This is a genomic window from Kineosporiaceae bacterium (assembly GCA_016713225.1).
GTDB lineage: Bacteria > Actinomycetota > Actinomycetes > Actinomycetales > Kineosporiaceae > JADJPO01.
The window spans coordinates 176,153-189,384 of the sequence record JADJPO010000005.1; the positions used below are offsets into that span (position 1 = coordinate 176,153).

Genomic DNA, 13,232 nt, shown 5'->3' on the forward strand with positions numbered 1-13,232 from the left:
GGGTCCCAGGGGTGCCGAACGAGGGCTATGTCCCGCGTTCGGCACCCGGGCGATCAGAGCCGCTCGACGACGGCGACGAGCAGTGCCTCACGCAGCGGGACGGGGCAGGCGGCGAGTAGGGCGTTGACCGGGGCCATCCGTGACGGCAGGGTCACGCCTCCGCCGTCGCTGTCGGCCAACCCGGCAGCGGCCAGCAGCCCGGCGAGGGCTGCGTCGTCCAGGGTCGTGGGGTCGAGCGAGCCCAGCAGGTGGGCCAGCCCGGCGTCGACCTGCACCGGCCCGGCGGTGACGGCTGCCCCCACCGCCTCACGCAGGGCGTGGATGAACTCCTCGACTCCTGCGGCCGTGGCCGCGCTCAGGCTCAGGTGCAGCGAGGCGGCCCCGTCACCGAACGGCAGCTGGGGCTGGGCGTACCAGCCCCTCGCCAACAGGTCATCGGCGATGGTGTAGACGTCGCAGCTGCCGTCAGCGGCCAGGGTCACCAGGGTCGAGTCGGGGACGGCGAGCAGCCGCACTCCGTCGATGTCACCCACCGCCTCGGCGATGCGCAGCGCCGCACCCCGAGCGGCGGCGGCCAGCTCGGCATAGCCGTCTCGGCCGAGCAGCTGGACGACGGCCCAGGCCGCCGCGAGCGGGCCGCCCGACTTGGTCGACTGCAGCGTGGAGTTCACCACGCCGTAGCCCGGCCAGCCCGCGGTGGCCCAGAACTGGTTGTGCCGCAACGCCATCGAGCGGTGGATCAGCACCGAGGCGCCCTTGGGGGTGTAGCCGTACTTGTGCAGGTCGGCCGAGATGCTGGTCACCCCGGGCACCGTGAAGTCCCAGGCCGGAGGGCGCGGGTCGTCGAGGAATGGCAGCACCAAGCCCCCGATGCAGGCATCGACGTGGCATCGCACGCCGCGGGCTGCCGCCGCGGCCGCCACCTCGCTCACCGGGTCGATGACGCCATGGGCATAGGACGGCGCGCTCACCACGACCAGCGCGGTGTCCTCGGTGATCGCGGCCACCAGGGCAGCCGGGTCGGCCCGGAACGTGCGCGGGTCGACGTCCACCAGCACCAGATCGAGCCCGAACAGGTGCGCCGCCTTGTGGAAGGCGGCGTGCACCGTGGTCGGCGCCACGATCCGAGGTCGCGCGCCCGGCGCGCGTCCCTGTGCCCAGGCCTCCCGCGCCGCGAGCACCGCGAGCAGGCACGACTCGGTGCCCCCTGAGGTCACGGTTCCGGCGAAACCCGTTGGCGCGTCCAGCAATTCACCGACGAAGGCGACGAGCTCGCGCTCCATCACCGCCAGCGACGGGAAGGCCGTGGGGTCGAGGCCGTTGGTGCCACCGAAGGCGGCGAGTGCCTCACGCGCCAGGGCATCGACGTCCGGACGGCCCGCGTCGTAGACGTAGGCCAGGGTGTGGCCGCCCTGGGTGGGCAGGTCGTGGGCGCGCAGTGCGTCCAGCCGAGCTCGGATCGACTCGACCCGGCTGAGGTCATCGGCGGTGGTCATGACTCGAGACGGTAGCGTCGCAACACCAGCAGCGAAGCCAGCACCAGCGCCGCCGGCAGCGCGGAGAATCCCACCACGATCGCCGTGATCGCCGAACCGGGCTGGGCCGCGGTGGCGTCGGTGGAGGAGACGTATCCCCCGAGAGCGAGCAACCCGCCGTACAGGCCCGGGCCGAGGGCCATGCCGAGGGTCTCACCCGCCGTCCAGACCCCGGTGAACACCCCGACCCGGTTCTGCCCGGTGCGCGCTGCGTCGGCAGCCGCGACGTCCGGCAACATCGACAGCGGGAAGAGCTGAGCGCCGGCGTACCCCACGCCGACCACGGCCACGGCGAGCAGGATCAGCGGCATCGACAGGCCTCGGGCGAAGACCAGGGCCAGGGCGCCGGTGGCGAGCACCAGAGCAGCGGCGGTGTAGCCACGGCGTTTGCCGACCCGACGCCCGAGGCGTTCCCACAGCGGGGTGAACAGGATCGCGGGGGCCACGAAGCCCACGAACAGCAGCGAGCCCGCGCCCGCATCGTGCAGCACCTGTCGTGCGACGTAGTCGACCCCGGCCAGCATCGATCCGACGGCCAGTGCCTGGATCACGAAGGTGCCCAGCAGCGCCCGGTAGTCACGGTCGGCGGCGACCAGCGCGAGCTGACTGCGCAGGCTTCCGGTGGCGGCGCGGACGGCGCCGGTCGGGGCGGCGCGGGTGCCCCACCAGGCGCCGAGCGCGCCGGCCGCGATCAACGCCGCGACGAACACCCCCATGACCGTGTAGCCGTGGTCCGGCCCCACCTGGTTGCGGATCAGCGGCGCCAGGCCACCGCTGACCAGGATCGCCACCGAGAGGATGGCGACCCGCCAGGTCATCAGCCGGGTGCGTTCGTCCGCGTCGTCGGTGATCTCGGCGGGCATGGCGACGTAGGGCACCTGGAAGAAGGCGTACGCGGTGGCGCAGGCCAGGAACAGCACGGCCACCCAGCCCGTCGCCAGCGCTCGGGGGGAGGCCGGGCCGGCGAACAGCAGGGCGAAGGCCACCGCCAGGGTGAGCCCGGCCCGCAGCAGGAACGGTCGTCGTGGCCCCTGCGGGGAGGTCGAGTGGTCGCTGATCCGGCCCGCGATCGGGTTGAGGACGACATCCCAGGCCTTGGGAGCGAACACGATGACCCCCGCCAGGGCGGCCGGGACGGCGAGCCGTTCGGTCAGGTAGGGCAGCAGCATCAGTCCGGGCACGGTGCCGAACGCCCCGGTGGCCACCCCGCCGAGGGCGTATCCACTGCGGACGCCGCGGGGCAACGCGGAGCCGGGTCGGGAGTCGCGCGAGCGGTCGAGCCGCGCGGCGTCGTCCGGAGCTGCCATGCGCCCGGAGCCTAGCCATGCAACCGCCCGACCAACCGGCCGACCAACCGCCCAACCAACCTGCTCATGCTCCGCAGGTGTTGCTCCACACTCGATAGGCAACGTTGTCAAGGGTCACTGGGGGAGCATGAGTCGGTCTCTGCGGAGCATGAGCGGGTTTGGTGGGGGCGTGTTGTACCGTGGTGGGATGCGCGTGACGGGGCTTCTCCTTCGTCGCCGCGGCGGGGGCCTCTAGGCCGGTCCAACCGCCGCGGGGGATTCGCGCGTGCCGGCCGCCGTCCTGATTCGACCGAATCACGCACCCGTGAGGCGAAGACCATGAACAACACCCAGCAACCGTCCGGCATGCCCATTCACCGCTACCAGCCGTTCCACGAGCAGATCACCGTGGAGCTGCCCGACCGCACCTGGCCGACGAAGAGGATCACCCGAGCCCCGCAGTGGGCGGCCGTCGACCTGCGCGACGGCAACCAGGCCCTGATCGACCCGATGAGCCCCGGAGCGCAAGCGCCGCATGTTCGAGCTGCTGGTGCGCATGGGCTACAAGGAGATCGAGGTCGGCTTCCCCTCGGCCAGCCAGACCGACTTCGACTTCGTCCGGCAGCTGATCGAGGACGACCTGATCCCGGACGACGTGGTCATCCAGGTCCTGACCCAGGCGCGTGACCACCTGATCGAGCGCACCTACGAGTCGGTCAAGGGTGCGAAGCAGGCGATCGTCCACCTGTACAACTCCACCTCGGTGCTGCAGCGCCGCGTCGTCTTCGGCATGGACATGGACGGCATCGTCGACATCGCCACCGAGGGTGCCCGCCTGTGCATGAAGCTGGGTGATCAGGCCGAGGCCGAGGGCACCCGGGTGTTCTTCGAGTACTCGCCCGAGTCCTACACCGGCACCGAGCTGGAGTTCGCCGCCCGGGTCAGTAACGAGGTCCTGAACATCTTCGAGCCGGCGCCGGACCGCAAGGTGATCATCAACCTGCCGGCCACGGTCGAGATGGCCACCCCGAACGTCTACGCCGACTCCATCGAGTGGATGCACCGCCACCTGGCCCACCGCGAGAACGTCACCCTGTCGCTGCACCCTCACAACGACCGGGGGACGGCGGTGGCCGCCGCGGAGCTGGGCTTCATGGCCGGCGCCGACCGGATCGAGGGCTGTCTGTTCGGCAACGGCGAGCGCACCGGCAACGTCTGCCTGGTGACCCTGGGCCTGAACCTGTTCAGCCAGGGCATCGACCCGATGATCGACTTCAGCGACATCGACGAGATCCGCCGCACCGTCGAGTACGTCAACCAGCTGAAGGTGCCCGAGCGCCACCCCTACGGCGGCGACCTGGTCTACACGGCCTTCTCCGGCTCGCACCAGGACGCGATCAAGAAGGGCCTGGAGGCCCTGAAGCGGGACGCCGACGCCGCCGGGGTGCCCGTCGACCAGCACACCTGGGGCGTGCCGTACCTGCCGATCGACCCCAAGGACGTCGGGCGCAGCTACGAGGCCGTGATCCGGGTGAACAGCCAGTCCGGCAAGGGTGGCGTCGCCTACCTGATGAAGCACGAGTACAACCTGGACCTGCCGCGCCGGCTGCAGATCGAGTTCAGCCAGGTGATCCAGCAGCACACCGACGACGCCGGTGGCGAGGTCGCCCCGGCCGACATGTGGCGGATCTTCGCCGATGAGTACCTGCCCTCGGACAGTGAGCCGTGGGGTCGGTTCCGGGTGCGCGGCATGCGGGTGACCAGCGACGACGCGGGTATCGATCACCTGTCGGTGGACGTCGAGGACCACACCCGCCCGGACGGCGATCAGCTGGTGCACCTGGAGGGCCATGCCAACGGCCCGATCAGTGCCTTCGTGCAGGCGATCGCCGGGCTCGACATCGACGTCCGGGTGCTGGACTACACCGAGCACGCCATGAGCGCCGGTGGGGACGCCACCGCGGCGGCCTTCGTCGAGTGCGCCATGGGTGAGCGGGTGCTGTGGGGCGTCGGCATCGACCCGAACATCGTGCGGGCCTCGTTGAAGGCGATCGTCTCGGCGGTGAACCGCTCGATCGGCCGGCAGGCCGGCTGACGTCGCGCCGGATGCACGGCCTCCGCGGCGAGGTCGTGCATCCGAGCGTCGGATCGCAGCAGCTGTCCTGCCCGGGCAGCCGCTGCTTGCACGACCCCACCGGGACGCGGTCTACTCTCTCGTCACACATGATCCCTTTTGTGCGAGTTGGTCGAGAGATCGAGGAGGTACCGCCGTGGTGGGTCTGCGATCGGCAGTCCGTACCCTGGCCATCGGCGCGCTGACCGTCGGCACGCTCGGCGTCGCGACTCCGGCTCGTGCGGCCGACGGTGTCCCGGTGCCGTCCCTGGCCTTGGCGCTGTCGCAGGCGGCTCCGGTCGGTGGCCCGAGTCAGCCCGCCGGTTCGGGCCTGGCCTGGTCCATCCCCAAGACCGCCGACCCCACGCAGGCACCGGTCACCGGAGCGCTGACCTCTGATGGTCGGGCGATCGGCACCATGACGCTGTACCAGGAGAGTTCGGGTCGGTCCGCCGTGGTGGCGGTCGCCGGTGATGAGGGGGCGTCGTTCATCTACCAGGTCGTCGACACCTCGAGCGAGAACGGGCAGATGACGTTCTCCGGGGCGGCCGCCGAGAACGGCACGATGCGGGGTTCGGCGTACATCACGCTGGACTTCGGCCGACCAGGCATGATCGTCATGACGACGATCCTCACGTTCCCCGACGGCAGCCAGACCCGGGAGACGCTCTACGTCCCGAATCCCGACCCGCCTGCCGACCTGCTGGGCAGGCTCATCGACGACGCCGCTGATGAGGAGGCGGAGTCCGGTGGCGAGGGCGGTGGCGACGCGGACACCAACGTCAACGTGCTGGATCCGAACAACCCGGGTGCGTCCTGCCAGTTCTCGTGGTGCAACCCCTCGGACTCCAGCCAGGCCTGACGCACTGCCCGTCAGCTGCACCCCTCGGCGCCTGTGCGGGGGACCCTTCCGGCCGAAACGTGCACGGATTGCATGATCACGGCGAATGGTGGGGCGCGGCGACGGTGTGCGCGTCGATCGCAGGGGACAATGAGGCATGCCGCTCTATCGTGACGAGGCGGTCGTCCTGCGCACCCAGAAGCTGGGCGAGGCCGACCGCATCATCACGTTCCTGACCCGCGAGCGCGGGCGGGTGCGCGCCGTGGCCAAGGGCGTGCGAAAGACCAGTTCGCGCCTCGGCGGGCGGGTCGAGCCGTTCATGCAGGTCGACATCCAGCTGTACGAGGGCCGATCGCTCGACATCGTCAACCAGGTCGAGACGATCGGTGCCTACGGGCTGGGAATCGCCGGCGACTACGGCCGCTACACGGCCGGGACGGCGATGCTCGAGACCACCGAACGGCTCACCGAGACCGAGGGCGAACCGTCGTTGCAGCTCTATCTGCTGCTGGTCGGCGGCCTGCGGAGCCTGGCCACCGGCGAGCACGATGCCGGCCTGATCCTGGATGCCTTCCTGCTGCGGGCCTTGGCGGTGGCCGGGTGGGCGCCGTCCTTCACCGACTGTGCGCGCTGTGGCGAGCCGGGGCCGCATCGGGCCTTCGCCATCGCCTCCGGTGGCTCGGTGTGCCCGACTTGCCGGCCCTCGGTGGCCACCGCACCTCACCTGCTGACGCTGGAATTGCTCGCCGCGCTGCTGTCCGGTGACTGGGAGATCGCGGATGCCGCCGACGAGCGGCACCGCCGCGAGGCCAGTGGGATCACCGCGGCCTATCTGCAGTGGCACCTGGAACGACAGGTGCGGTCGCTGCGTCTGGTCGAGCGCTGACCTGGATCCGACGGTCGGGTCAGACCTGATGTCTGTTCTGCACCGTTCGTCCCGCGGTGTGGACCGTTGATCGTCACCACGGTCACGCGGGCGCCCGGTCACTGCGGCCCAGGCGCCGCTCGCCGCGGACTGGGTCTCTGTACCCAGGTGATGGGTGGCGGCGGGGGGGAGTCTGGTGGGACAGGTTTAGTCCATGAGAGGCCGTTGAAATGCCAACTCCCACAATGTCTTCCGCTGAGCCGCAGGTGGTCGACAAGCCCCTAGACGTCCGGGTCTCCGCTCTGCCGGAACAGGTTCCGTTCACCGCGCGTGTCGCCGATCCGGGCCCGCTCGGCCTGGCGTGCTTCGCCCTCACCACGTTTGTGTTGTCCTGCTTCAATGCAGGCTTGCTGCCGGCCACCGTCAAGCCGGTCATCTTCGGTCTGGCGCTGTTCTACGGCGGCGCCGTGCAGGTGATCGCCGGGGTGGTCGAGTACGCCAAGGGAAACGCCTTCGGAGGCCTCGCCTTCTGCTCCTACGGCGCCTTCTGGATGGCGTACTGGTACCTGAGCACCCACCTGAGCCTGATGCCCAAGGCCACCCCGTCGGACATCTCGCGGGGGATCGGCCTGTTCCTGTTGGCCTGGACCATCTTCACGGCGTACATGTTCATCGTGTCCTTCCGGACCAACGCCGCCCTCGTGATCACCTTCGGCGTGCTGACCGCAGCCCTGACCGCGCTGACCATTGCCGACCTGACGGTGAACCCCGAGATCACCAAGATCGGCGGGTGGCTGGGAATCGTGACGGCCTTCCTGGCCTGGTACACCTCGTTCGCCGGAGTGATGAACGCCACCGCCGGGCGCGTCGTCCTGCCCGTCATGCCCCTGAAGAAGTAACGCCGCGTGCAAGGCTGGGCGCGTGAGACGACGCGCCCAGCCGACCACCTCGCCGACCGGCCCCACCCCGGCTCGCTCTGAGCCGATCGCCCCGACGCCACATCCCTCGGGCGCCCGGCCGCCGGGTATCCCCCATGAGTTCGTGCCGCGGCATGTGGCGATCGTCATGGACGGCAACGGACGGTGGGCGAATGCTCGGGGCTTGCCGCGCACCCAGGGGCACGAGATGGGTGAGGCCGCACTGCTCGACGTGGTGGCCGGAGCCATCGAGATCGGCGTCAAGCACATCTCGGCCTATGCCTTCTCGACCGAGAACTGGCGGCGTTCGCCCGAGGAAGTGCGCTTCCTGATGGGCTTCAACCGAGACGTGATCCGACGCCGTCGCGATCAGATGCACTCCTGGGGCGTGCGGGTGCGCTGGGCGGGACGACGTCCGCGGCTGTGGCGCAGTGTGATCAGCGAGCTCGAGCGGGCCGAGGACCTGACCCGGCACAACGACGTCGCGACCCTGACCATGTGCGTCAACTACGGCGGACGGGCCGAGATCGCCGACGCCGTGCGCGGGATCGCCGCCGAGGCTGCCGCCGGCCGACTCGACCCGGGCCGGATCGACGAGCGCACCATCGCGCGTTTCCTCGACGAGCCGGATCTGCCCGAGGTCGACATGTTCTGGCGTCCCGGCGGGGAGCAGCGCACCTCGAACTTCATGCTCTGGCAGGCCGCTTACGCCGAGTTGGTGTTCACCGATGAGCTCTGGCCGGACGTCGACCGGCTGGCGTTGTGGCGTGCCATCGAGCTCTACGCCGCCCGGGACCGGCGTTACGGCGGTGCCCTGGACACGCCCGAGGCCGGTCCGGTGGTGGGCTGAGGTGGGCCGCCATCGGGACGAGGTATCCCAGCCAACCACCCCCGACCACCACCGTCACCACGTGCACGCACACGGTGGTGGCTCGCCCCCGCCGCTGTCCCGCCGCGTGACGACGGTGCTGGCGGCCGTGGTGGGTGCCGTGATCATCGCCACGATGGCCGGCCTGGTGATGCTGTGGCCGCCTGACGTGGAACCGGTCGTCGGGGTGGGCAACCCCTATGAATCGGTCGACTTTCTCGCCGGTCGGATCGAGTCGGTGCGTCGAGCGACGTGCGAGGGCACCTCGGCGGACCGGCTGCCGGACGGCTCCATCCCGGCGAGCGTGCAGTGCGTCACCGCGCGGGTGAGCACCGAGCCGGGTCACGTGGCCGGGGTGCCGGCCGAACTGGACATCGCGCTGCCACCGTCGGTGGACCGGGCAGGCGTGGGCGTCGGCGACCGGATCCGCATCGCCCGGTACCCGGCCGTCGACGGCCAACCCCCGGTCTACGCCTGGTCGGACGTCGCCCGTGCCGGGCCGCTGGGGGCTCTGGCCATCGGCTTCGCCCTCCTGGTGGTGGCTGTCGCCCGGCTCAAGGGACTGGCCTCTCTGCTCGGTCTGAGCGTCGCCTTCGTCGCGATCGACCGGTTCGTCATCCCGGCCCTGCTCGCCGGGGAGAACCCGGTCGCCGTGGCACTGGTGGCCGGTACGGCCATCATGACGGTGCTGCTCTACTCGGCCCACGGCGTGAACGTGAAGACCACCACCGCGCTGCTGGGTACGTTGGCCGGTCTGCTGGCCACCTCGGCCCTGGCGGTGTGGGCGACATCCGCAACCCACCTGACCGGTCTGGACGACGAGCAGGGTGGGCGGCTCAGCCAGCTGACCACGCAGGCCGGTCTCGGTGACGTCATCCTGTGTGGAGTGATCATCGCCGGTCTGGGTGTGCTCAACGACGTGACGATCAGTCAAGCCTCGGCGGTCTGGGAGCTCCATGCCGCGGCGCCGCACCTGTCGGCCCGGCGGCTGTTCGCCGGGGCGATGCGGATCGGTCGCGATCACCTGGCGTCGGTCGTCTACACGATCGCCTTCGTCTATGCGGGCGCGGCGTTGCCGGTGCTCATGCTCGAACGCATCTACGGCCGACCGCTGAGCGACCTGCTCGTCAGCGGCGGCGTCGCCGAGGAACTGGTACGCACCCTGGTCACGTCCGCCGGGTTGGTGCTGACCATCCCCCTGACCACCGCGGTCGCGGCGCTGCTGGCGACCGCCACGGTGCAGCGTCGTCAGCCGGCCTGAGACCCCGCGGCACAGTCCCGGCAGGTGCCGAACACCTCGATCACGTGCTCGACATCGCCGAACCCGTGCTCGTTCCCGACCTCTCGGGCCCAACGCTCCACGGCCGCGGAGTCCACCTCGACCGTGCGTCGACAGCGCCGACAGGTGAGGTGGTGGTGGTGCCCCGTGCTGCAGCGCCGGTAGAGCACCTCGCCGTCGACGTTGCGCACGACGTCCAGGGCACCGTCCTCGGCCAGCGCCTGCAGCGTGCGATAGACGGTGGCCAACCCCACGCCGTCACCGCTCTCGCGCAGCCGAGCATGCAGCTGTTGCGCGCTGGTGAAGTCGCTGCTGTCCTGCAGCGCCGCCCAGACCGCCGAGCGCTGCCGGGTCTGAAGCCGCCTAGTGGTCGTCATAGTGCGCTCCGTGAACGGCGTGGCGGTGTCCGTCGTGCTCGTAGTCGACGTGGTCGCCGTGGTCGATGGTCGGGTGACCACAGCCCGGGCCGTGTTCGTGGGCATGCTCGGCATGGTCGTGAGCACGGCGGGCGTGCACCGCACGCCGCGCCGCCACGGCCACACTGGCGAGCAGGAACACGGCGATCGCGAGCAACACGATGGTGCCGCCGGAGGGGGTGTCGAGGTAGTAGGACGCCGTGGTGCCGGTGACACTCACCCCGACCCCCACGGCGATCGCCGTCACCAGACTGCCCCGGAAGCTGGTCGCCACCACCTGCGCCACCGCGTTGGGCAGGATCATCAGGGCGCTGATCAAGAGCAACCCCACCACCCGCATCGAGATCACCACGGTGGCTGCGGTCAGGCTGGACAGCATCAGGTTCAGCGTGAGCACGTTCATGCCGCTGGCCCGGGCGTACTCCTCGTCGTTGCTCACCGCGAACAGGTGCGGGGCCAGACCCAGGGCGACGAGCAGGACGACGACCGACAACGCGCCGAAGATCACCAGATCGGCCGGGGTCGTCGTGGTGATGGCGCCGAACAGATACGCGTTGAGGTTGGCCGGGGTGCCCGACGGGGACAGCCCGATCATCACCACGCCCCCGGCGATCCCGCCGTAGAACATCACGGCCAGGGCGATGTCGGCGCTGGCCCGCCCGGAGGCACGGATCACCTCGATGGCCCCGGCGCCGAGGACGGCGCAGACCAGCGCGGCGCCCACGGGTGCCGCGCCGGTGAGGAAGCCGAGCGCCACCCCGGTCAACGCGACGTGCCCGATGCCGTCGCCGATCAGGGCGAGGCGCCGCTGCACCAGATAGATCCCCACCATGGGAGCCGTCAATCCCACGAGCAGCGAGGCGACCAGGGCCCGTTGCATGAAGTCGTACTGCAGGAGCTCCACGGTCAGGCACCTGCGCTCTCGGCCAGCCCGAGGCCACCGAGCCAGCCGGACGGCGCCTGTGGGTGGTGCGCATCGGTGCCGGCGTCGTGACCCGCCCCGGCCAACTCGGCCACGGGTCCGTCGGCGACGATCCGGCCCTCACGTACCTCGACGGCGCGCGTGAGCACCGAGCGCAGCGGCTCCAGCTCGTGGGTGACGATCACGAGGGTCAATCCGTTCTCGACCAGTCGCTCCAACGTGGCGACCAGGCGGACCTGACTCTGGGAGTCCACCCCGGCCGTGGGCTCGTCCATGATCAGGATCTCGGGTTCGGAGGCCAGTGCCCGGGCGATGAGCACCCGGCGTTGCTGGCCACCGGACAGGGTGGACACCGGCACGGCACGGCGTTCGGTCAGGCCGACCAACTCGATGGCCCGGTCCACCACGGCGCGGTCGGTGGCCGAGGTGCGGGAGAACCAGCGTTTACGTGGCAACCGGCCCGAGCCGACCACCTCGAGCACGGTGGACGGGACCGCACCGACCACGGTGTGGCGCTGTGGCACGTAGCCGATCCGCCAGCGTTCGCTGAACTGGGTCGACGGGGTGCCGAACAGCCGGATCTCGCCGTCCATCACCCGAGCCAGCCCGAGGAGGCCGCGCACGATCGTGGTCTTGCCCGAGCCGTTCGGCCCGATCAGGGCCAGGACGTCGCCCCGGTGGACCCGCAGGTCGACATCACGCACCACAGGGCGCTCGCCATACCCGATGGCGGCGCCCTGTAGCTCGATGACGGGTTCTAGCTGCACCGTTGCCCGGTGCGCAGCGTGGCGAGATTGGCGCGCATGACGCCAAGGTAGTCCGAACCAGCCGAGGAGTCAGCGAGCCCTTCGATCGGGTCGAGAACCGCGGTCTGCGCCCCGGTGCTGCGGGCAACGGTCCGGGCCACGTCCGGGCTCACCAACGTCTCGTAGTAGATGGTGGCGACCCGGTTGGCCTTCACGAAGTCGGTGACCTTCGCCAGGGTGCCGGCGTCGGGTTCGGCCTCGGGAGACAGGCCGGCGATGCCGAGCTGGGTCAGCCCGTAGCGCTGGGCGAGATAGCCGAAGGCCTCGTGGCTGGTGACCAGGTTCTTGTCGGAGCAGCTCGCCAGTCCGGCCCGCAACTCGCCGTCCAGCTTCTCGAGGTCGGTTCGCAACGTCGTCGCGTTGGCTCGCACGGTCTCGGCCAGGGCGGGTGCGGCCGTGGCCAGACGTCCGGCGACGGCGTCCGCCACGTCGGCGAGCCGGGTCGGGTCGAGCCAGAAGTGCGGATCGACCGCTCCGTGGTCGTGCTCGGCCTCCGGGCTCGCGCCGGGGCTCGCACCCTGCCCTTCGGCCTCGTGCTCCTCGTGGCCGGCCAGGTCGAGGCGGGCGGCTGCGGTCACGTCGAAGGCCTTGGCCCCGGCCTGACTCTTCGCCGCATCGTCGACCGCCGGCTGGAATCCCGCCAGGTAGATCACGAGCGAGGCGTCGGACAGTGTGGCGACGTCCTTGGGGGACAGCTCCAGGTCGTGCGGTTCGGCGCCGGGCGGGGTCAGGTTGGTGACCGTGCCCTTGTCGCCGAGCAGGCGCTGGGTGACGTACTGCAGCGGGTAGAAGCTGGCGACCACCGAGAGCCGGGCGCCCTGGTCGGACGACGAACTGCCGGACGATGAACTGTCGGACGACGAACCACAGCCGGCCAGGGCAAGGCTGCCGGTCAGCAGGACGACGGCCAGGTGCGAGCGCTTCAGCATGAGAATCATTCTCAACTGAGGAAGGGTGGCTGTCAAACCCTCGACGACCGTCCCGCCGGGGGCCCGGTAGCGTGACCCGCGTGCTGGTGCTGACCCGATACGTGGTGCCGATCGAGGACGCCGCAGAGTTCCAGGCGCTCGGCGTCCCGGCTCTGACGGTGCTGACGGCCCAGACCGGGTGTACCAGCGGTCATCTCGGCCGCAACGTCGACGACCCGACGCTGTGGACGCTGACGACCACCTGGCGCACGGTGGGGGACTACCGTCGCGCGCTGTCCGCCTACGACGTCAAGCTGCACGCCGTCCCGCTGATGTACCGGGCGATCGATGAACCGACCGCCTATGAGGACCTGCAGACCTGGACGCCGCAGGACGGCCTGCGCGCCCACGCCACGGATCGAGCCGACGGCACGCGCGAGTAGCCTTGGCCGTGTCGTCCTCATGATCCGACCACC

11 protein-coding genes and 2 pseudogenes are annotated in these 13,232 nt (G+C 70.4%); 7 read left to right on the top strand and 6 right to left on the bottom strand.

All coding sequences use genetic code 11. From position 1 onward, the window contains the following. Positions 1-53 precede the first annotated feature (53 nt). Both IPK24_19680 and IPK24_19685 read right to left on the bottom strand, forming a co-directional pair. Positions 54-1,496, bottom strand: a complete 1,443-nt coding sequence (locus tag IPK24_19680; GenBank protein MBK8077728.1) for an aspartate aminotransferase family protein — start codon at positions 1,494-1,496, stop codon at positions 54-56. Next, a complete protein-coding gene (locus IPK24_19685; protein MBK8077729.1) occupies positions 1,493-2,842 on the bottom strand; it encodes an MFS transporter in 1,350 nt (449 codons plus the stop codon). The genes IPK24_19680 and IPK24_19685 overlap by 4 nt, the downstream gene beginning before the upstream one ends. Before the next feature lie 318 nt (positions 2,843-3,160). Here IPK24_19685 and leuA point away from each other — a divergent pair. From leuA to IPK24_19715, 6 genes and pseudogenes are all read left to right on the top strand, one after another. Continuing rightward, positions 3,161-4,916, top strand: a pseudogene (gene leuA / locus IPK24_19690) (2-isopropylmalate synthase). Positions 4,917-5,091: 175 nt separating this feature from the next. Beyond that, positions 5,092-5,796 (top strand): hypothetical protein, encoded by a 705-nt coding sequence (locus IPK24_19695; protein MBK8077730.1) that lies wholly within the window; start codon positions 5,092-5,094, stop codon positions 5,794-5,796. A gap of 136 nt (positions 5,797-5,932) precedes the next feature. Next, positions 5,933-6,661 (top strand): DNA repair protein RecO, encoded by a 729-nt coding sequence (gene recO / locus IPK24_19700; protein ID MBK8077731.1) that lies wholly within the window; start codon positions 5,933-5,935, stop codon positions 6,659-6,661. A 224-nt stretch (positions 6,662-6,885) separates the two neighbouring features. Continuing rightward, positions 6,886-7,539, top strand: a complete 654-nt coding sequence (locus IPK24_19705; GenBank protein ID MBK8077732.1) for an acetate uptake transporter — start codon at positions 6,886-6,888, stop codon at positions 7,537-7,539. Positions 7,540-7,561: 22 nt separating this feature from the next. Next, complete coding sequence (locus IPK24_19710; GenBank protein MBK8077733.1) at positions 7,562-8,407, top strand: isoprenyl transferase; 846 nt, start codon at positions 7,562-7,564, stop codon at positions 8,405-8,407. Positions 8,408-8,468: 61 nt separating this feature from the next. Continuing rightward, positions 8,469-9,686, top strand: a complete 1,218-nt coding sequence (locus tag IPK24_19715) for a YibE/F family protein (protein MBK8077734.1) — start codon at positions 8,469-8,471, stop codon at positions 9,684-9,686. On the opposite strand, the gene IPK24_19720 is transcribed toward IPK24_19715, so the two are convergent. The 4 genes from IPK24_19720 to IPK24_19735 are packed head-to-tail and all read right to left on the bottom strand — an operon-like array spanning position 9,674 to position 12,786. Next, the gene (locus IPK24_19720; protein MBK8077735.1) at positions 9,674-10,081 is read right to left on the bottom strand and encodes a transcriptional repressor; all 408 of its coding nucleotides are present in this window, start codon (positions 10,079-10,081) and stop codon (positions 9,674-9,676) included. The genes IPK24_19715 and IPK24_19720 overlap by 13 nt on opposite strands. Next, the gene (locus IPK24_19725; GenBank protein MBK8077736.1) at positions 10,068-11,000 is read right to left on the bottom strand and encodes a metal ABC transporter permease; all 933 of its coding nucleotides are present in this window, start codon (positions 10,998-11,000) and stop codon (positions 10,068-10,070) included. Before IPK24_19725 ends, IPK24_19720 begins: the two co-directional genes overlap by 14 nt. A 26-nt stretch (positions 11,001-11,026) precedes the next feature. Further along, positions 11,027-11,809, bottom strand: coding sequence for a metal ABC transporter ATP-binding protein (locus IPK24_19730; protein MBK8077737.1), 783 nt, complete (start codon positions 11,807-11,809; stop codon positions 11,027-11,029). Continuing rightward, positions 11,800-12,786 carry a zinc ABC transporter substrate-binding protein gene (locus tag IPK24_19735; protein MBK8077738.1) on the bottom strand — a complete coding sequence of 329 codons (987 nt, stop codon included), beginning with the start codon at positions 12,784-12,786 and terminating at the stop codon, positions 11,800-11,802. Before IPK24_19735 ends, IPK24_19730 begins: the two co-directional genes overlap by 10 nt. Positions 12,787-12,857: 71 nt before the next feature. Between IPK24_19735 and IPK24_19740 the strand changes: the two are divergent. After that, positions 12,858-13,124, top strand: a pseudogene (locus tag IPK24_19740) (antibiotic biosynthesis monooxygenase). Positions 13,125-13,232 lie beyond the last annotated feature (108 nt).